At 70.1% G+C, this 18,196-nt stretch carries 21 protein-coding genes; 16 read left to right on the top strand and 5 right to left on the bottom strand.

Annotation, left to right across the window (positions count from 1 at the left end; all coding sequences use genetic code 11):
* Nucleotides 1-1,020: 1,020 nt before the first annotated feature.
* From bioD to ACIA6A_RS02705, 3 genes are all read left to right on the top strand, one after another.
* Nucleotides 1,021-1,725: a dethiobiotin synthase gene (bioD, locus tag ACIA6A_RS02695; RefSeq protein ID WP_396096429.1), complete on the top strand. Its 705-nt coding sequence runs from the start codon at nucleotides 1,021-1,023 to the stop codon at nucleotides 1,723-1,725.
* A gap of 109 nt (nucleotides 1,726-1,834) precedes the next feature.
* Nucleotides 1,835-3,118, top strand: a complete 1,284-nt coding sequence (locus ACIA6A_RS02700; RefSeq protein WP_396096430.1) for a hemolysin family protein — start codon at nucleotides 1,835-1,837, stop codon at nucleotides 3,116-3,118.
* Nucleotides 3,119-3,138: 20 nt separating this feature from the next.
* Complete coding sequence (locus tag ACIA6A_RS02705; protein WP_396095645.1) at nucleotides 3,139-3,948, top strand: hypothetical protein; 810 nt, start codon at nucleotides 3,139-3,141, stop codon at nucleotides 3,946-3,948.
* A 160-nt stretch (nucleotides 3,949-4,108) separates the two neighbouring features.
* On the opposite strand, the gene ACIA6A_RS02710 is transcribed toward ACIA6A_RS02705, so the two are convergent.
* Nucleotides 4,109-5,017, bottom strand: coding sequence for a PfkB family carbohydrate kinase (locus ACIA6A_RS02710; RefSeq protein WP_396095646.1), 909 nt, complete (start codon nucleotides 5,015-5,017; stop codon nucleotides 4,109-4,111).
* 149 nt (nucleotides 5,018-5,166) lie between these two features.
* Here ACIA6A_RS02710 and ACIA6A_RS02715 point away from each other — a divergent pair, with 149 nt between their 5' ends.
* From ACIA6A_RS02715 to ACIA6A_RS02725, 3 genes are all read left to right on the top strand, one after another.
* Nucleotides 5,167-5,745, top strand: a complete 579-nt coding sequence (locus tag ACIA6A_RS02715) for a GAF domain-containing protein (RefSeq protein WP_396095647.1) — start codon at nucleotides 5,167-5,169, stop codon at nucleotides 5,743-5,745.
* A gap of 18 nt (nucleotides 5,746-5,763) precedes the next feature.
* The gene (locus tag ACIA6A_RS02720) at nucleotides 5,764-6,675 is read left to right on the top strand and encodes a diacylglycerol/lipid kinase family protein (protein ID WP_396095648.1); all 912 of its coding nucleotides are present in this window, start codon (nucleotides 5,764-5,766) and stop codon (nucleotides 6,673-6,675) included.
* Nucleotides 6,676-6,791: 116 nt separating this feature from the next.
* Nucleotides 6,792-7,022, top strand: coding sequence for a hypothetical protein (locus ACIA6A_RS02725; protein ID WP_396095649.1), 231 nt, complete (start codon nucleotides 6,792-6,794; stop codon nucleotides 7,020-7,022).
* 294 nt (nucleotides 7,023-7,316) lie between these two features.
* Here the strand turns inward: ACIA6A_RS02725 and ACIA6A_RS02730 are convergent, their stop codons facing one another.
* Nucleotides 7,317-8,441, bottom strand: a complete 1,125-nt coding sequence (locus tag ACIA6A_RS02730; protein WP_396095650.1) for an MBL fold metallo-hydrolase — start codon at nucleotides 8,439-8,441, stop codon at nucleotides 7,317-7,319.
* 94 nt (nucleotides 8,442-8,535) lie between these two features.
* Between ACIA6A_RS02730 and ACIA6A_RS02735 the strand changes: the two genes are divergently transcribed.
* Genes ACIA6A_RS02735 through ACIA6A_RS02755 form a run of 5 tightly spaced genes read left to right on the top strand, consistent with a single transcriptional unit; the run spans nucleotide 8,536 to nucleotide 12,361 of the window.
* Nucleotides 8,536-9,114 carry a hypothetical protein gene (locus tag ACIA6A_RS02735; RefSeq protein ID WP_396095651.1) on the top strand — a complete coding sequence of 193 codons (579 nt, stop codon included), beginning with the start codon at nucleotides 8,536-8,538 and terminating at the stop codon, nucleotides 9,112-9,114.
* 49 nt (nucleotides 9,115-9,163) lie between these two features.
* On the top strand, nucleotides 9,164-10,648 hold the full coding sequence (locus ACIA6A_RS02740) for a deoxyguanosinetriphosphate triphosphohydrolase family protein (RefSeq protein ID WP_396095652.1): 1,485 nt from the start codon (nucleotides 9,164-9,166) through the stop codon (nucleotides 10,646-10,648).
* Between the two features lie 45 nt (nucleotides 10,649-10,693).
* On the top strand, nucleotides 10,694-11,230 hold the full coding sequence (locus tag ACIA6A_RS02745) for a hypothetical protein (RefSeq protein WP_396095653.1): 537 nt from the start codon (nucleotides 10,694-10,696) through the stop codon (nucleotides 11,228-11,230).
* 10 nt (nucleotides 11,231-11,240) lie between these two features.
* The gene (locus tag ACIA6A_RS02750; RefSeq protein ID WP_396095654.1) at nucleotides 11,241-11,987 is read left to right on the top strand and encodes a HipA family kinase; all 747 of its coding nucleotides are present in this window, start codon (nucleotides 11,241-11,243) and stop codon (nucleotides 11,985-11,987) included.
* Nucleotides 11,984-12,361 (top strand): DUF3037 domain-containing protein, encoded by a 378-nt coding sequence (locus ACIA6A_RS02755; RefSeq protein WP_396095655.1) that lies wholly within the window; start codon nucleotides 11,984-11,986, stop codon nucleotides 12,359-12,361. The genes ACIA6A_RS02750 and ACIA6A_RS02755 overlap by 4 nt, the downstream gene beginning before the upstream one ends.
* A 17-nt stretch (nucleotides 12,362-12,378) precedes the next feature.
* On the opposite strand, the gene ACIA6A_RS02760 is transcribed toward ACIA6A_RS02755, so the two are convergent.
* Complete coding sequence (locus ACIA6A_RS02760; RefSeq protein ID WP_396095656.1) at nucleotides 12,379-13,482, bottom strand: NADH:flavin oxidoreductase; 1,104 nt, start codon at nucleotides 13,480-13,482, stop codon at nucleotides 12,379-12,381.
* 82 nt (nucleotides 13,483-13,564) lie between these two features.
* On the opposite strand from ACIA6A_RS02760, the gene ACIA6A_RS02765 reads away from it, so the two are divergent.
* Nucleotides 13,565-14,146 carry a TetR/AcrR family transcriptional regulator gene (locus tag ACIA6A_RS02765; RefSeq protein WP_396095657.1) on the top strand — a complete coding sequence of 194 codons (582 nt, stop codon included), beginning with the start codon at nucleotides 13,565-13,567 and terminating at the stop codon, nucleotides 14,144-14,146.
* Nucleotides 14,147-14,151: 5 nt separating this feature from the next.
* The gene (locus ACIA6A_RS02770) at nucleotides 14,152-14,346 is read left to right on the top strand and encodes a hypothetical protein (RefSeq protein WP_396095658.1); all 195 of its coding nucleotides are present in this window, start codon (nucleotides 14,152-14,154) and stop codon (nucleotides 14,344-14,346) included.
* A 180-nt stretch (nucleotides 14,347-14,526) separates the two neighbouring features.
* On the opposite strand, the gene ACIA6A_RS02775 is transcribed toward ACIA6A_RS02770, so the two are convergent.
* Nucleotides 14,527-15,387 carry a transglutaminase domain-containing protein gene (locus ACIA6A_RS02775; RefSeq protein WP_396095659.1) on the bottom strand — a complete coding sequence of 287 codons (861 nt, stop codon included), beginning with the start codon at nucleotides 15,385-15,387 and terminating at the stop codon, nucleotides 14,527-14,529.
* On the bottom strand, nucleotides 15,387-16,235 hold the full coding sequence (locus ACIA6A_RS02780) for a MerR family transcriptional regulator (RefSeq protein ID WP_396095660.1): 849 nt from the start codon (nucleotides 16,233-16,235) through the stop codon (nucleotides 15,387-15,389). Before ACIA6A_RS02780 ends, ACIA6A_RS02775 begins: the two co-directional genes overlap by 1 nt.
* Nucleotides 16,236-16,324: 89 nt before the next feature.
* Between ACIA6A_RS02780 and ACIA6A_RS02785 the strand changes: the two genes are divergently transcribed.
* From ACIA6A_RS02785 to ACIA6A_RS02795, 3 genes are read left to right on the top strand one after another with little or no spacing between them, the layout of a single operon-like run.
* Nucleotides 16,325-16,648 carry a PadR family transcriptional regulator gene (locus ACIA6A_RS02785; protein ID WP_396095661.1) on the top strand — a complete coding sequence of 108 codons (324 nt, stop codon included), beginning with the start codon at nucleotides 16,325-16,327 and terminating at the stop codon, nucleotides 16,646-16,648.
* Nucleotides 16,645-17,454, top strand: a complete 810-nt coding sequence (locus tag ACIA6A_RS02790; RefSeq protein ID WP_396095662.1) for an ATP-binding cassette domain-containing protein — start codon at nucleotides 16,645-16,647, stop codon at nucleotides 17,452-17,454. Before ACIA6A_RS02785 ends, ACIA6A_RS02790 begins: the two co-directional genes overlap by 4 nt.
* A complete protein-coding gene (locus tag ACIA6A_RS02795; protein ID WP_396095663.1) occupies nucleotides 17,451-18,137 on the top strand; it encodes a hypothetical protein in 687 nt (228 codons plus the stop codon). Before ACIA6A_RS02790 ends, ACIA6A_RS02795 begins: the two co-directional genes overlap by 4 nt.
* Nucleotides 18,138-18,196 lie beyond the last annotated feature (59 nt).

An 18,196-nucleotide genomic window follows, 5' to 3' on the forward strand; every position in this document is an offset into this window, starting at 1 on the left:
CCGAACAGGGCTGTCCCGGCCCTTCCGACACCGGGCAGGCCAATCCCCGGCGAGACCGAGCCGGGTCAGACCGAGCCGGGCGAGACCGAACCGGGCGAGACCAAGCCGGACGAGACCGGCCCGGGAAGCCCGATCCCTGGCGAGCCCGGGCCGGGAACGAGCGACCCGGGAACGAGCGACCCGGACAGGACCGAGCCGGACAGGACCGAGCCGGACAGGACCGGCCCGAGTGAGACCGAGCCGGGCGGGCCGCTCCCGGGCGAGACCAACCCGGACAGGGCTGAGCCGGGTAAGGCTGAGCCGGACAGCCCGGCACCGGGCGGGCCTGCGCGCACCGGTTTCCCGCTGATCGACCCGTCGCCGGCTGATCCCGCGGCTGCACCGGGACGTCCGGGGCCAGCAAGTCCGGGGCCGGCAAGTCCGCGGCCAGCAGGTCCCGCGCCGGTCTCACCGGTGCCGGACGGCCCAACACCCGGCAATCCGACACCGTCCAGTCCGGCGACCAGCGACCCAGCGACCAGCGACCCAGCGACCGGCGACCCGAGGCCTGGCAACCCAGCGCTCGACGACCCGGAGCCCGCCGCTACGCCGGTGCCTGACGGGCCTGCGCCCGATGAAACGGTTCCTGCCAGGACCACGCCCGATGAGCCGGTTCCCGATAGGACCGCGCCTGACGAGACGGTGCCCAGCACGACCGAGCCTGGCACGACCTCGCCCAGCACGACCGAGCCTGGCACGACCGAGCCTGGCACGACCGAGCCTGGTACGACCGAGCCCGGTGAGACTGCGCCCGGTGAGACTGCGCCTGAGCCCAGTGGTCCTGGGCCTTCCTCCCCTGCCCACGATGATGCCGCGCCCGGGAGCGCGGAACCAGGTAAACCAGGACCAGGCAGCACCGTGGCGGATGGTGCTGGGACGAGCCAAGCTGGGTCCAGGGGGCGTTCGGGGTCCGGGGATGAGAGGCCGGCCGGCGCCGCTCGGGCTACCGCTCGGCCTGCGGAGGCTGGGGAGTGGCGGGGGATCGTGTTGGTCACCGGGACCGACGCCGGGGTGGGCAAGACGTTGGTCACGTCGGCTGTCGCCGCTTCCGCTCAAGCTGCCGGGCTGCGAGTCGCCGTGCTCAAGCCGGGGCAGGCCGGGGCGGTGGGTGGGCTCTCCGACACCGATCGGATCAGCCGGCTGGCGGCTCCGCACACCTGCCGGACGCTGGCTTCCTACCCCGAGCCGTTGGCTCCGCTGGCCGCGGCGCGGGTTGCCGGGATGAAGCCGCTGGAACTTTATGCGGTTGTCGACGCGGTCCGGGACGAGGCGGCCAAGCATGATCTTGTGTTGGTGGAGGGCTCCGGTGGGGTGCTGACGCCGATGGGGGTGCGGCCGTCCGGGGAGCCGTGGACGATGGCGGATCTGGCGACCACATTGGGTGTGCCGACGATCGTGGTGTCGCGGGCCGGGTTGGGGACGTTGAACCACACCGCTCTGACGCTGGAGGCGCTGGAACGCCGGGGGGTGACCGCGAAAGTCGTGGTCGGGGCGTGGCCCATGGAGCCGGAGCTGGTGCACTGGGCGAACCTGACCGAGCTGGTGCCGCACCTGGTCGGTGCGCTGCCGGCCGGCGCGGGGCGGATCGAGCCCGGGGTGTTCCAGCGGTCGGCTCCGGGGTGGCTCACCCCGGCCCTGTACGGCGTACTCGATGATTGGCGGGTCTGGGCGGAAGAAGCCGGATAAAGATCGGATGGCGGGTTTTCCGCCTGGCGTCGCGCGACCGTAACCGTCTGTCGTTAGCGTGTGGGTCTCGGGATCCGTACGCCGAGGGGCGGGAACTGTCGTGGATGGCATAGGCGGGCAGGTCGTGCTCGTGCTGGTGCTCGTATTGGTGAACGCCGCCTTCTCCGGCAGCGAGATGGCGTTGGTGTCGCTGCGTGACAGTCAGGTGCAGAAACTCGAGCGGGTTTCGCCGTCCGGGCGGATCCTGAAACAGCTCACCCGGGATCCGAACCGGTTCCTGGCGACCATCCAGATCGGTATCACGCTGGCCGGGTTCCTGGCTTCCGCGGCGGCCGCCGTGTCGCTTTCGGAGCCGTTGGTCGCGCCGCTCGGGTTTCTCGGGGCGGGCGCCCGGCCCGCGTCGATCGTGCTGGTGACGATCGCGCTCACGTTCGTCACGCTGGTGGTCGGGGAGCTAGCTCCGAAACGGATCGCGATGCAACGTACGGAGGGATGGGCTCTTCTGGTGGCCCGCCCGCTGGACCTGCTGTCGATGGTCTCGCGTCCCGCGATCTGGTTGTTGAGTTCGGCGACGGATGTCGTGGTGCGGATGGCCGGCGGCGATCCGCGGGCCAAGCGCGAGGAGGTCAGCACCGAGGAGATCCGCGACATGGTCGCCGCTCAGCGGGATTTCTCGGCGGAGCAGCGGACCATCATCTCCGGGGCGTTCGAGATCGCCGACCGGATCCTGCGCGAGATCCTGGTGCCGCGGCGCGACGTGCTGACGCTGGCCACCGGTCTGCCCGCGCCGAAAGCCCTGGCGTCGCTGATCGCGGGTGGTCACTCCCGGGCGCCGGTGGTCGGCCGGGCCGGACTGGACGATGTGATCGGTGTGGTGCATCTGCGGGATCTGGTCCACGCGGACGGGCCGGTGGACGCGCTGACCCGGCCGGGGTTGTTCCTGCCCGAGACGTTGCGGGTCTCCGACGCGATGCGCCAGATGCGCTCGGAACGCGCGCAGCTGGCCCTGGTGGTGGACGAGCGGGGTGCGATCGACGGCATCGTCACCATGGAGGATCTGGTCGAGGAGATCGTCGGGGAGATCTACGACGAGACCGACCGGGACGTGGAGGCGGTGGTGACCGAGCCGGACGGCGCGTTGCTGCTGCCCGGCTCGTTCCCCATCCATGATCTGCCGGACATCGGCTTCGACGGCAACGGACCGGACGACGGTGACTACACCACGATCGCGGGCAAGGTGCTGGCGTCGCTGGGGCACATCCCCACGGACCCGGGTGAGGTCGTCACGCTGCCCGAGTTCACCGCGGAGGTCGTCGAGGTGACCGGCCGGGCGATCACCAGCGTGCGGTTGCGCGCCACGAACGGCGAGGAACGGGACACCGCGCGGACGTGACCTGAACTTATGATCTTGCGATGCGTCTGCTGACCTCGTTCACTGCCCGTGGCGTGGCCCTCGTGCTCGCGATCGCCGCCGGTGTCGTCGCCACGGTGTACGCGTTCCGGCTCGCCGACGCGGGTGAGCCGTGGGCGTCCTGGCGGGAGAACGTGCGCACCGAGGGCTACCTCATCCTGGTGCTGAGCACGGCTTTCCAGCTGGCCGGTGCGCTGCTGCACACCCCGCTCGTCCTCGCCCGGCGGGGCCGGGCAGGCTGGGGCGGGGTCGGCCGGGGCTGGCTGATCGTGGCGGCCCTGCTCGCGTACCACGCGCTGATCGTGGTGTTCGCCGTCTGGCTCTCCGACTTCGCCCTGGGCTGGGGGGTCGTCGAAGGACGGCGCGACGCGGGCGCGGCGTACGGCGCACTCCTGTCCGTGCTCCTGTTCAGCGTCTCCTTGCTCGGCCTGACCGGCGTGGTCTTCTCCGACCCGGTGATCATGCTGTCCGGCCTGGCGATCGCGTTCGGTTTCAGCCTGCTGGTCGGCGCGTTCGGGATGGCCGACATCACCCTCACCGTCACCAGCCGGTACGAAACGTCGCTGATCCCGATGGGCGGTGTACCAGATCTGATCATCGGACTGGTGGTCGCGGTCGTGGCCGGGGCACTCGGCACGTTCGGCCTGCATGCGCAGCGTACGCCCGGCTCCTGGATGGTCGCCGCCATGAAGGAGTTCGGGGTGAGCCCGCCCTTCCTGTTCACCGGCGCCGGGGTAGCCTTCGCCGGTGCGCTGTCCTCCCCCAGCTCAGCCGTTTTCTCAGCTCCACCACCGCCAACACGGTGTCCGTAGTCTTCGCCTTCGGCTTCGTCTTCCTGGTCCGCTGGATCGCGAAACGGCGGGCCCCCTCGGACGACTGACTGTCACCTGCAGCTTGTAGCGGATCGCGGCGACGGGGCCCGTCGCGTGCGAGACCGTCTCCCGGACCACCCACGGCTCCGCGGGCCCGATCTCACTCCCCGGCGAGCTCGCAGACCCGCTCGGCCAGCTCGTCCATCCGCAGGTCCGGGCGTGCGCCGGGGTGCCGGACGGTCACCCCGGACGCGGCCACCGCCCAGCGGGCCGCCGTCGGGTAGTCCTCCCCGCGCAGCAGTGCGGCGGTGAGCGAGGCCGTGAACGCGTCGCCGCTGCCAGTCGTGTCGGCGACCTTCTCGTGGGTCAGGGGCAGCAGCAGGTGCCCGTCGCGCCAGATGAACAGGTTGCCGTCGTCGAGGCCGAGCGCGAGCAGCGACGGTCCCTTGTCGAGCAGGTCGCGAGCGTTGCCGGGGGTCGGGCGGGCGCCGAGCAGGATCTCGGCCTCCCGGGCGTCGGCCCGCAGCACGTCGGCGGTGGCGAGCAGGTCGTCGCGGAGGTCGCCGGGTGCGCCGTCGAGCACGGTCAACGCGCCCGCTTCGCGGCCGATCCGGGCGGCGGCGAGCGCTGCGACGGCCGGTTGGCGCAACTGGACGAGTACGGCGTCCGCACCGGCAATCACGGCCCGTGCGTCCTCCACGTCACGGTCGGTGAGGAGGAGCTCGGTGGGCAGATGCTGTACGTAACGCCAATAGCCCTCGTCGTCGAGCAGTTCCACGATCAGCCCGGTCAGCGTGCCGGGACGCCGGACGACCCCGGCGGTGCCGATCCCGTCGGCGCGCGCCTGCCCGAGCAGATGGTCACCGATCAGGTCGTCACCGGCGACCGCGACGAGCTCCGGTCGTACGCCCAACTGGGCCAGGCCTACCGCCTGGTTGGCGCCCTTCCCGCCCAGTTGTTCCCGGCGATCCGCCGCGTCCGCGGCGTCGCCGGCCTCGGGCACGGCATGGACGGAGAGGACGAGGTCGCGTGCGAGCTGACCCACAACGGCGGCTACCGGCTGTTTCACAGCGACCTACTACCCGACAGTTTGTGCGACATTCCGGTTCGCACCGACCTACCGGCTGAATTAGGTGGGCTCAACCATTGCGGAGCCACCCGGCCCGCTCACTAGGCTCACAGTGACCGTGAGCGATCGTTTGAGTGAGGGGGTTCCTCGTGACCAACAGCAGCCCGGTATCGGGTGGTGCCTACGAGTATCTGGACAACGTCAGCCCTGAGGAACGACGCCGGCTCGACGCCGTGCGGCGCTACCGGCTGGTGGATCAGCCGGTCGAGGACGCGTACGACCGGATCGCGTTCGTCGCCGGTGCCATCTTCAACACGCCGATCTCCACCGTCTCGCTGGTCGAGCAGGACCGGGTGTGGCTGGCCGCCTGCCAGGGCCTGACCGGCGTCCGCGAGATCGGCAAGGAACCCGGACTGTGCGCGTCGGTGATCGCCCAGGATGACGTCTACGTGATCAACAACGCCGCGGTGGACCCCCGCACGCTGGAACATCCGCTGGTCCGCGGCGACCTCGGCCTGCGGTTCTACGCGGCGGCGCCGATCCGCACCCACGACGGCTACCGGCTGGGCACCGTCAACGTGATCGACGACAAGCCGCGTGAGGCGACCCAGCGGCAGCTGACCGCATTGGAACACCTCGCATCGATGGTCTCCGACGAACTGGAACTGCGACTCATGGTCATCCGTAGCGCCGCCGCGGAGCAGCGCATGCGTGAGAGCGTGTCCTGACGGGTATTGCGGCGGTCCATGCGGACCCCCCGGAAAGTCGCCGTCATCGCCCATCAGCGCAAAACCCTCGGCGGTGGGCTCGACGAATTGCGCCGGCTCATCTCGGACGAGGGCGTCGACGAACTCTTCTGGTACGAGGTGCCGAAGAGCAAAAAGGCGCCCAAGCAGGTGCGCAAGGCCGTACGGAAAGCGCCTGACCTGCTCGTGGTCTGGGGTGGCGACGGTCTCGTGCAGCGCACCCTCGACACCCTGGCCGCCACCGGGGACGGGGCGAAGATCCCGGTCGGCATCATCCCGGCCGGGACCGCCAACCTGCTGGCGACCAACCTCGGCGTGCCGGCCGACCTGCCCGGAGCCGTCCAGAACGCGTTCCACGGCGAGCGGCACAAGCTCGACCTGGGCGTCTTCAACGGCGAGCACTTCGCCGTGATGGCCGGCATCGGCTTCGACGGCGCCATGATCCAGGACGCCGACGGCAAACTGAAAGACCGGATGGGCAAGCTCTCGTACGTGTGGACGGGCTTGCGCCACCTCGACGGCCCCACCCCGCAGGCAAAGATCAAGGTGGACGGCACAGACTGGTTCAACGAGGAGGCCAGCTGTGTCCTCGTCGGCAACGTCAGCCGGATCACCGGCGGCATCAACGCGTTCGACGACGCCAAACCGGACGACGGTTGGCTGGACGTCGGCGTGGCAACCGCCCGCAACGCCGCCGAATGGGCCCGCACCATGGGCAGAATGGCGGTCGGCCGCTCCGACGACTCCCCGTTCGTCCACATGACCCGGGCCCGGCGGATCGACGTGAAGCTCCGCGAGCCGCTCACCTACGAACTGGACGGCGGCTCCCGCACGGCGGTGAAAAAGATCCGCGTCGAGGTGGCCCCGGGCGCGGTCAAGGTCTGCGTCCCCCGGCAACGATCGGAAAGCTGACAGCGACCGCCGGGCGATAGGTGGCGGATAATCACCTTATCTACTGTTAATCCCCTGGAAATGCATCTTTCGCGCACCCACACTGAGGGCTCGCTACGCATCTCCAGGGGGTTCGCATGACGTACCACCCCGTAGTAGGCGTCGCCACGGTCCTCACCGCGGCATCAATCCTCATGATCGGCTACCGAGTGGGCCGCACCCACGCGGCATTCCGGGACCTGCGCGCAGCGCGGCGCGACATCCCCGGCAAGCGCAAGATGTTCTGGGGCCTGGCCCGGCCACTGATCCTGGGCGGCCTCTTCCTGCTGACCACCTTCATTGTCGCCGCCTACAACGCCGCCCACTGACCGCGCGGCTCAGCCCATCCGAAATCTCGCCGACCGAGCGGGGCACATCGCAGATCGCCCTTTGCACCCCACCACGAGAACGACCGTTCTTTCTCGCCGTGGGATGGGGGCCGTTGCGGATGCCGTTGCCTCAACCGCGAGAACGACCGTTCTTTCTCGGAACGTACGACGCTGGAGCGAGAAAGAACGGTCGTTCTGGGCTGACGCCCGACCGGAAGTGAGCTTTGATCGGACCTGCCGAGGTCGAGCTCAGCAGCCGAGCCCGAGGCCGGCCGAAGCCGAACCCGAGCGTGGTCAGAGCTGCTGCCACCAGCCGTCGACCGGGGGTGGGTTGTCCACGTCGACGCGTTCGCCGGGGCGGGGGATGGCCAGTTTGACGTCTCGGGCCTTGGCTTCTCGCCAGGCCCGGTCGGCCGGTTCCGGCCAGTCGTGCAGGGCCAGGTTGAAGGTGGCCCAGTGGACCGGGATCATCAAGCCTCCCTGGACGTCGACGTGGGTTGCCACGCCGTCCTCGGGGAGCATGTGGATGTCCGGCCACGCGTCGCCGTACGCGCCGATCTGGACCAGGCTGACGTCGAACGGGCCGTGCTGCTCGCCGATCTCGGCGAAGCCGGGGAAGTAACCGGTGTCGCCCGAGTAGAAAGCTTTACGCGTGGGACCGTTGATCACCCAGGATGCCCAGAGTGTCTCGTCGCGGCTGAATCCGCGGCCGGAGAAGTGCCGGGCCGGTGTGGCGATGAATTCGATGCCCGCGACCGTGGCCCGCTCGTCCCAGTCGAGTTCGATGATGCGGGTCGGCGGGACGCCCCAGCGTTCGAGGTGCGCGCCGATGCCGAGCGGCACCAGGAACGGGGCGGCCTGCAGGTCGACGAGGTGCCGGATCGTCTCCATGTCGAGGTGGTCGTAGTGGTCGTGCGAGATGATCACGGCGTCGATCGGCGGGAGTTCGCGCAACGCCACCGGCGGCTCGTGCAGGCGCTTGGGGCCCTGGAGGCGTGACGGGGAGCAGCGTTCGCTCCACACCGGGTCGACCAGGACGCGGCGGCCCTCGATCTCGATCATCGCGGACGAGTGGCCGTACCAGGTGACGTAGAGGCCGTCGCCGCCCGTTTCCGGGGTGAGTACCGGGATCGGGCCGTGCGGGTGGCGGGCCTCGCGGCCGGTCAGGGTCGCGGCGAGGATGCGGGGCATCGAGGCCGGGGTGACCTCGGTGGCCGGCAGGGTGTTGCGGAACTTGCCGTCGGAGAACTGTGCGGACCGGCGGTAGCGTTCGCCGCGCTGACCGTCGGCGCGCTTGCCGATCTTGCGTGAGCCGATCTGCAGCGGGATGTCGTGAGCGGCCCATACCGCCGCGGCACCCAGCGCGAGGGCGACCCATGCACCCTTGCGCCGCTTGCGGCCGTCTGCCTGTTTCGCCATGCGCGGTTCCTCCGTGTCAATTCTGTCCCGACTTGCAAGTTTGGCCGTCCGCACGATCCCGCGCCACCGTCGGGGATATGTCACACTGCCCGCCGTGACTGTCGACACCCTCCAGACCCAGCAGCAACTCATCGTGCGCCAGCGTGTGCGCCTGATGGTCAATCAGTACGAGGTCCACGCTGTCGCCCCCGACGGCTCCGAGGCCGGCATCCTCGCGTTCGCCCAGCAGAAGCGGATGGCGTTCAAGGAGCAGGTCACCCTTTACACCGACGACAAGAAGACCACTCCTGTCCTGGGCTTCAAGGCGCGGCAGGTCATGGACCTGGGTGCCACCTACGACGTCACGGACGCCTCCGGTACCCCTATCGGCCTGTTCCGCAAGAACTTCAAGGAATCGCTGCTGCGTTCCACGTGGCACCTCGAGCAGCCCGGATACACCGAGATGATCGGCCGGGAGACCAACCTGACGGTCGCGATCCTGCGCCGTTTCGTCGACTCGCTGTCCTGGTTGCCGTACCACTTCGAGTTCCTGGCGGGTGACCGTCCGGCGTTCTCCGTGGTCAAGAAGTGGGGCCTGCGCGACAAGTACATCGTCACGATCCACGACCCGCAGCTCGACCGGCGCCTGATCGCCGCGATGGCCGTGGCGCTGGACGCCCTGCAGTCTCGCTGACCTCCATGTAGCCGCAGCTCCGCTGTCCCGATGTAATAGCGTCGGGCGCATGGATGATCCACGCGCCCGGCGCTTGTTCGGTGACGGTCTTGTCGCCCCCGGCGACCTCGCCACCAGCCCCTTCCGCGTCGACCGCGACCGGATCGTCAGTTCACCGTTCTTCGCCCGGCTCGGCGGGGTCACCCAGGTGATCAGCCCGGGCGGGGCCGGCCTGCTGGTGCACAACCGGCTCACCCACAGTCTCAAGGTCGCGTCGGTCGCGCGGGCGATCGCCGAGAAACTTCTGCTTCGGTACGCGGACACGCTTGAAAAACTCGGCGGATGCGACCCGGACGTGGTGGAGGCGGCGGCGCTCGCCCATGATCTGGGTCACCCGCCGTTCGGTCACCTGGGCGAACGCGTGCTCGACAACCTGGCCCGCCAGCGGCTGCGGCTGCGCGACGGTTTCGAGGGCAACGCCCAGTCCTACCGGATCGTGACCAGCACGGAGATCCGCGGCCAGTCCACGATCGGGCTGAACCTGACCGCCGCCACCCGCGCGGCGATCCTCAAGTACCCGTGGACCCGGCGGACGTTCCCCACCCCGCACCCGCGCCTGATGGATCCGCCGCCGCGCGGGGCGTCGGCGCCCGCGGACGACCCGGACGGCGGGTCGCTCAAGTTCAGCGCGTATTCGACCGAGGTCGAGGACATGGTCCAGGCGCGTCTGCCGTTCGCCGGGCGGGTGGCGGACTGGCAGCAGACGCCGGAGGCCTCGGTGATGGACACGGCCGACGACATCGCGTACGCGATCCATGATCTTGAGGATGTGCACCGTGTCGGCGTGTTGCAGCAGGGTGCGGTGGCCGCGGAGCTGATGGCCTGGCAGCGCACCTCCTATTCCGGCACGCCGGACGAGGACCTGGACCAGCGCCGGACCGGCAGCGCGATCGAGGTGCTGCGCCGCCAGCTGCATCGCAAGGACGGGTGGGTGGCTGATGACGATGCCTTCGCGGCGGCGGTCGAGCAGGTACGCGCGGAGCTCGTCGACGGTCTGCTCAGCGCCCCGTTCGACGGCTCCCTGGCGGCGGAGGCCCAGGTGGCGGCGTTCTCCGCGACGTGGACCAAGCGGCTGGTCGACTCGATCGAGGTGACCGAGACCCCCGCGGTGCGCTCGGGGCACGCCCTGCTCGCCCCGGCCCAGTGGCACGAGGTGCAGGTCCTCAAGTTCGTCCAGAACAGGTTCGTGCTGGCCCGGCCCGACCTGGCGTTGCACCAGCGTGGCCAGGCCCGGTTGCTGGCGTCGCTGGTGGAGGCGCTGCTGGCCTGGCTGGCCGACCCGGACGAGGCCCAGCGGCTGCCCGCCCGGATCCGTGACCTGGTGGAACTCGGCGAGCAGGAATTGCCCGAGGGCACCCCGGACCGGATCTCGCGGGCCCGTGGCCGGGCGGTCATCGACTACGTGGCGGCACTGACCGACAGTCAAGCGGTGGCGTTGATGGATGCGCTCTCCGGCCGTACCCGACAGCTCTGGACCGATGCTTTTGTGCTCTGAGCGGACGTGGTGGTGTTGCCGGCGCAACGGTGTAAGCATGTAATCATGCGCATCTCAGGAGCACGGACCGAACCCCCGGCCGCCGACGACGCCGCCGCCTGGATCACCGGCGCGGTGCACGACGGCTGGTTCACCGAGCCGCCGCAGGCCGTCATCGACCGCGACGAGATCATCATCTGGGGCCGGGTGCCGGCCCCCGACCTCGCCGCCGACGCCACCGACGCCGACAAGGCCGCCGCCCAGGCCGGCCGCATCCACCAGTTCCGCGAGGACACCCGCGACGCCCGGATCAAGGTCGCCCTCCAGGTCGAGCACCGCTACCAGCGCAAAGTCAGCTGGGGCGTGCGGTGCGGCGACAGCGAGGACCTGTTCACCCACCTGTCCGCACCGGTCATGACCCGGCTGCGCCAGCCCGAACGCCAGGTCCTCGACACGCTCGTCGACTCGGGCGTCGCCCGCAGCCGCTCCGAGGCCCTGGCCTGGTGCGTCCGCCTCGTCGGCGAACACTCCGAGGAGTGGCTCACCGAGCTGCGCGACGCCATGACCAAGGTCGAGGACCTGCGCCGTAAGGGCCCTCAGTAAGGTTCATCGGGTGCTGCCCGACCTCACCGCCGTCCGCTACGTCACGCCGCTGCGCGAGGGCGGGTCACTGCCCGGCATCGTCGAAGCGGAAAACCTCGGAACGTACGTCGTGAAGTTCCGCGGCGCCGGCCAAGGCCCCAAAGCCCTGGTCGCCGAGGTCATCTCCGGGGAACTGGCCCGCCGCCTGGGCCTGCCCGTCCCGGAACTCGTCGTCATGGAGCTCGACCCGGTCGTCGCCCGGGCCGAGCCCGACGAGGAGGTCCAAGAGCTCATCAAGGCCAGCGCCGGCGCCAACCTGGGCATGGACTACCTGCCCGGAGCGCTCGGCTACGACCCGGTCGCGCACCCGATCGAAGCCGAGCTCGCCTCCCGAACCCTCGTCTTCGACGCCTTCGTGGAGAACGTCGACCGCAGCTGGCGGAACCCCAACCTGCTGATCTGGCACGGCGAGCTCTGGCTCATCGACCACGGCGCCACGCTCTACTTCCACCACAACTGGCCGCGGGCCGCAGCCGTGGTCCACCGGCCCTACAAATGGGACGACCATGTGCTCAAGCCGTACGCGACGGCCCTGCCCGCAGCCGCGGCGGACCTCCTGCCGCAGCTGACCGCGAGCCTGTTGGACGAGGTCCTCGACCTGGTCCCGGACCAGTGGCTGGCCGAGTTCGACTTCGCGTCCGCCGACGCCGCCCGAACCGCCTACAAGGACCACCTGCTCGCCCGCGCGGCGGACCCGGCACCCTGGCTGCCGGTATGAGAACGCCGTACGAGTACGCGATCATCCGAGCGGTCCCCCGCATGGAGCGCGGAGAGCTGATCAACGTGGGCGTGGTTCTCTACTCCCACCGCCGGGACTTCCTGGCCGCCCGCACCCACCTCCACGAGGCCCGCCTGCTGGCCCTCGACCCCAACGCCGACCTCGACGGGATCCGGGCAGCCCTGAAATCCTGGGAGGTCACGTGCGCCGGCGGGGCCGACGGCGGCGCGGCCCGGGCCATGAAACAGGGCGAACGCTTCCGCTGGATGGTGGCCCCCCGAAGCACGATCCTCCAGGCCGGCCCGGTCCACATGGGCCTGGCCGAGGACCCGGCCACCGAACTGGACCGCCTGCTGGAACTCCTGGTCCACTGACCCACCCGCCGGCCTCGTCAGTGGAGCTGGGCGAGCATGCCGTTCTGGTAGGCGATGATCTCCTCGGTGCGGCCGTCACGGATCTTGGCCGGCCAGTCAGGGTCGGCGATCAGCGAGCGGCCGACCGCGACCAGGTCGAACTCGTCGCGCTCGAGGCGGTCCAGCAGGGGGCCGATCTCGGTGCGGGACGGGATTCCCTCGCCGGCCAGCGACGTGGTGAAGACCACGTCCAGGCCCACCGAACCGACCGTGATCACCGGGTGGCCGGTGAGCTTCTTGACCCAGCCGGCGAGGTTGAGGTCCGAACCCTCGAACTCGGGCTGCCAGTAGCGCCGGGTCGAGGCGTGGAAGGCGTCGGCACCCGCCTCGATGAGCGGGGTGAGCACGTTCTCCAGCGTCTGCGGGTCGTCGGCGAGCTTGGCGTCGTAGGCTCCGCTCTTCCACTGGGACATCCGGAAGATCACCGGGAACGACGGGCCGACCGCCGCGCGGACGGCAGCCGTCACCTCCGCCGCGAACCGGGCCCGGGTGACGGGGTCGCCGCCGTAACCGTCGGTGCGCTTGTTGGTGCGTGACCACAGGAACTGGTCGATCAGGTAACCGTGGGCACCGTGCAGCTCGACCCCGTCGAAACCCGCCTCGCGGGCGGCACGGGCGGCGCCGGCGAACGCGGCGATGATGTCGTCCAGGTCGGACAGGGTGAGCACACTGTCCGGACCGGGCAGTTCGGTGCCGTCCAGGGCCAGCCCGGACGGCCCGGCGACCGGCGCCTCGGGGACCGGGCCGCGGCCGGCCTTGCGGGTGGCGCCGACGTGCCACAGCTGCGGCATGATGCGTCCGCCGGCAGCGTGCACGGAGTCGACCACCCGCTTCCACCCGGCCAGCGCTTCGTCGCCGTAGAAGCGCGGCACCCGGCTGCTGGTGCCGGCCGACGGATGATCGACGTAGGTGCCCTCGGTGACGATCAGCCCGACCCCACCGGCGGCGCGCCGCGTGTAGTAGTCGACGACGTCCTGCCCAGGCACCCCACCCGGGGAGAACTGCCGGGTCATCGGGGCCATCACGATCCGGTTCGGCAGCGCGAGCCCGGCCAGGTCGAAGGGGCGGAAGAGAGGGTTCACGGTCGTCCTCCGGTCATACCGACGGTAAGCGGAACAGTTGCTCCGCAAAAACGTAGCACGCGCTCCGGTTAGACTTGGCCCCATGACAGCCCCGGTAGCACCCCGGCCCCTCCGCAAGGATGCCGCGCGCAACCGTGAGGCGATCGTCGCCGCCGCCCACACCGCCATCCGGGAGCACGGCGGCGGGGTCGACGTCCGTGAGATCGCCCGCCGGGCCGGCGTCGGCATGGGCACGCTCTATCGTCACTTCCCGGCCAAGGAAGACCTGGTCACCGAGGTCCTGCACGAACAGTTCACCAGCTGGGCGACGTCGGCCCGCGCCACCGCGGCCGCCGCGGAGGACCCCTGGATCGCGTTGACCGGATTCTTCTATTCCGCCCTGGCCGGCTGCGCCCGCCAACGGCCGCTGATGGACTCCATGGCGATCGGGCGCTCCGACGAGGACACCGCGGAGCTGGCCGCCATCATGGCGGAGCTCCTGGTCAGAGCCCAGCAGGCCGGTCTCGTCCGTCCCGGCGTCACCCCCGGCGACCTCCAGCTGATGCTGCACGCCCTCAGCGCGACCGTGCAGATCACCGAGAAGTGCCGCCCCGGCACCTGGCGCCGCACGGCCCAGATCACCCTGGACGGCCTCCGCGCCGTCCATCAGGAATCCCTGTCCTGACGGCGATGGTCACGCAGATCACTCAGGGCAACCCGGCGCTGTTCGATCGCGCCGTACTGCAGGTCACCGGCGAGGCCGCCGGAGCCGCGCGTTTCAGCCGGACGCCGGGCGCCCTCATCTGCGGTACCTCCATCACCTCGAGGTCGCGGCACCCGAACGGAACCGCGGCATCGGCCGCGGCCTGCTCACCGCGTTCATGAACGCCGGAGCCACTCTCGCCACCCAGGGGCCAACGGTCAACTACTGGTTCCCGCTGGCGGCAAAATGATGTCGTCCCGGCGTTCCGCACAGGCCAGACGCCGGCCGCCGCGACCAGCTCGCCGGCGGGAGCGCAGGCCGGGATGGGATCAGCAGGACGGGGTGGACGGGGTCGGGGCCGGTCATCGCAGGAGATCCACGTCGGTGACCGGGCCTCGTGGGGAGTAGCTGGTGATGGTGCGGCCCGGGTGGAGACGGTCGTCGGCGTGATACCACTGCTCGAGCTTGCGGTCCGCGGTCTCGTCGCCGGTGTCCGCCTTGGTGAGCAGCGCCGCCACCTCGTCGATCAGGGTGAGGTCGCCGTCGAGTTCGAGGGACTGGGCGCCGAAGGTGTCCCACAAGAGGAGTTCGTCGCCGTAGCGGTGGGCGAGCTCCTGGATGACGTAGTTGCGGACGAACCAGGCACCGCGGAAATCGGTGCCGGCACCGACGCCGTAGGTCTCCACATCGATCTCACCGCGCCGATACGCCGTCCAGACGCGGGAGGCCGGCACCAGGCCGCCCGGGGCGAGTGGCACGTCGTGGGGGTCGACCGGATATCCGCCGGACGGGTCGATCTGGGTGTCCAGACCACGCCAGCGGGTGCCGTCCCACCACTCGGTGATGACGTGGTCGACGTGGAACGCCGGGTCGACGTAGTCGGCGAAGCCCACCCGGCTGCGGGCCGGGATGCCGTGCAGGCGCAATGCTGCCACGCTCAGCAGGGTGTAGTCACGGCAGCAGGCGACGATGCGATCCTCCTCGGCCCGGGGCTCCAGCAGCGAGCCCGGAAACCTCTCCTGATCGTGGCCGATGAGGCGGTCGACCCACCGGCTGTCGATCTCGATCACGCGATCCGCGGGGAAGTCGATGCCCGAGGCCCGGTAGTGGACGATCAGGTTCCGGACGGCCGCGGCCAGTGACGGGGCGTCAGCCGGCAACGCGGCGAGCAGGCCGGCGAACTCGCGCGGGTCGGAGAACGCGGTCTGGCGGGTGTGATCCATCAGGACTCCTCAGCGGTCTGGTCGAAGACGGGTTGCGCGACGTAGGCGAACGGGTCGGTGCCGGCGATGTCGCTCCAGTAGTTGACGTAGATCTCGCGTGGTGGGGCTGTCACAGGCAGGGCGGCGGCCGTGACGTGGGCCTCGACAGCCGCGTAGGCGTGCATGACGCGCGGGTAGAAGCAGTCGTCCCGGGTGACGGTCGCGTAGACCTGGTCCTGGGCGGGCTCGACCCGGATGGCCACGTCCCACGCCGGCTCGACCGCTCCGGTGCAGGGGACGCAGATCTCGATCGGCGCGATGCTCTCCGGGGTGACGAAGCCGTGGTAGATCACCCAGCGCTCCGCCGTCATCCGGGCGCCGGATGCCTGGAGCACGGTGCGGATCTCATACTCCCCGCGCTGGATGGTGTCGAGCAGGTCGTGCTGGTCGGTCTCCCGGCGCACCGATGCGATCTTGGTCGCCGGGACGAAGCGGCGACGGATGTCGTAACCGGGCTCGGAGCTGTCGCCGGCCAACAGGCGGGTGCGGGTCCAGCCGATGCTGCTGCGACGGATCTCGAACGCCTGCTCCTGGCCGGCCCACCACCGATCCAGGTGGGCGATCCCCTCGGCGTCGCTGCCCGCGAGCACCTCGGCCACCATCGCCGGAGGCATGCCGAGGCCGCGGAGCAGGCTGATCCGCCGGGCGCGTTCGAGCTGGTCGACGGCGTAGCGCCGACGGTGGCTGGTCGGGTTGACCTGGGCCGGCGTGAGCAGCCCCGAGGTGTCGTAGAGACGGAGTGCCTTGATCGAAAGACCGGATCGTCGACCGAACTCCCCGGTCGTCAGCCAGATGTCGCTGCGGTTCATGGGGCGAGTTTGCACCCGGCCCCAAGGGCCGAATCAAGATGGAAATCAAAGAAAGCCGGCGACTAGGTAGTGGTGCTACCTTGTCCAGCGTGGATCGGAGGCAGCAATGGTTGAGAGGGGTGCTCGATCTCTGCGTGCTCGGCGCGCTGACCGGTGGCGAGTCCTACGGCTACGAGATCGGTCAGCGGCTGGAAGAAGGCGGCCTCGGCCCGATCGCCGGGGGCACGCTCTATCCCGTCCTGCTCCGGCTGGAACGGCTCGGCCTGGTCGTCGCGGACTGGCGCGACGGCTCGGGCGGACCCGCCCGCAAGTATTACCGGCTCAGCGACGACGGCATCGCCATGCTGCGGACGGCTTCCGCCGACTGGGCTGTGTTCGTGAGCAACGTCAACGCCATCATGGAGGCTCCGTGAACGTAGATGACTGGCTCGCCGCCTTCGCGGCCGAGTTGCGCCGCCGCAGGGTCGACCCGTCGGGTGTCGTGGCCGAGGCCGCCGCGCACCTGCGTGACAGCGGCCGGCCCCCGCTGCAGGTCTTCGGGCCACCCGCCGTCTACGCCGTCACCGTGGTCGACAGCTTGCGCGGTGCGGTCCCGGCCAGGCCCAGGGCAGGCGGGGTCAGGCTGGAGGCGGCCGGCATCACCAAGAGGTATGCCCGCAGGACGGTGCTGGACAGGGTCGACCTGACGGTGCGAGCGGGCGAGGCCGTGGCGATCATCGGGGCGAACGGGTGCGGCAAGAGCACCCTCCTGCAGATCTGCGCCGGGCTGATCTCTCCCGACGCGGGGCAGGTCCGGGTCCGGGGGACGATCGGCTACTGCCCGCAGGACGGTGGCACCGCCGGGTTCCTGACCCCCGACGAGCATTTTGCGCTGGTCGGGGCGGGACGCGGCTCTTCGCGTACCGAGGCCAGGGCACAAGGCCGGTCGGCGGCCGCGGCCCTCGACTGGCCGGGCGCGATGCGGTCCGGGGTGGCCCGGGAGCTCTCCGGCGGGACCCGGCAGAAGCTCAATCTGGTCCTGGCCGGGCTCGGGGATCCCGACGTGTTGCTGCTCGACGAGCCCTATCAGGGGTTCGACAACGGCAGCTATCTCGATTTCTGGCAGCAGGTGTGGCAATGGCCCGACGCCGGCAAGGCCGTGGTCGTGGTGACCCACCGGCTCGACGAGCTCGACCGTGCCGACACCGTGCTCGACCTGACCCCGGGGAGCGACCGGTGAACCGCACTCTGACGGTCTCGGAGATGGCGCTGAGGGAGATCGTGCGGCGCCGGTCGGTGCTGGTGCTGCTGGCACTGCTGCCGCTGGCGTTCTATTACGCGCGCCGGGGCGAGGCCTACTGGCAGTCGGTGCGGTTCGTGTCGCTCGGGGTCGGGTTCACGCTGAGCACTGCGGCGCTGTTCGCCGGGAGCGCGGCGCGGGCCATCGAGCCCCGGTTACGGCTCTCCGGCTATGCGACACACCAGCTCTACCTGGGCCGGCTCGTCGCTCTGTGGTTCGTCGGGCTGGTGCTGTCCGTCCCCTACACGCTGCTGATCCGGTTCGATCTGAATGAGGTGCGGCAGGGTCCGGTCATGCTGATGTTCGTGCTGACCGTGACGGTGGCCGCACCATTGGGGCTGGCGGTGAGCGCGCTGCTGCCGCGTGAGCTGGAGGGCATGCTCGTGCTGCTCACCGTGGTCATGATGCAGATGCTTCTCGACCCGGAGCTGGCCGTCGCGCATGTGCTGCCGTTCTGGTTCTCACGCGAGATCGGGGTCTATGCGATCGAGAGTGCCGCCGGCCCCGATCACGTGGTGGACGGCTGTGTCCACGCGGCGATCACCCTGGCCTTGTTGCTCACCGTGGTCGCGGTGAGCTCCACGATCCGCCTCCGGCGCAGGCCCCACCTCGCGATGGCATGAAGCCGCAGCCAGAAGCCGAGCCGCAGCCGCGGCTGGAGGTGCAGCCGCGGCTGGACGTG

It is taken from the genome of Actinoplanes sp. NPDC051494, from assembly GCF_044454705.1.
In the GTDB taxonomy this organism is placed as follows: Bacteria; Actinomycetota; Actinomycetes; order Mycobacteriales; family Micromonosporaceae; genus Actinoplanes.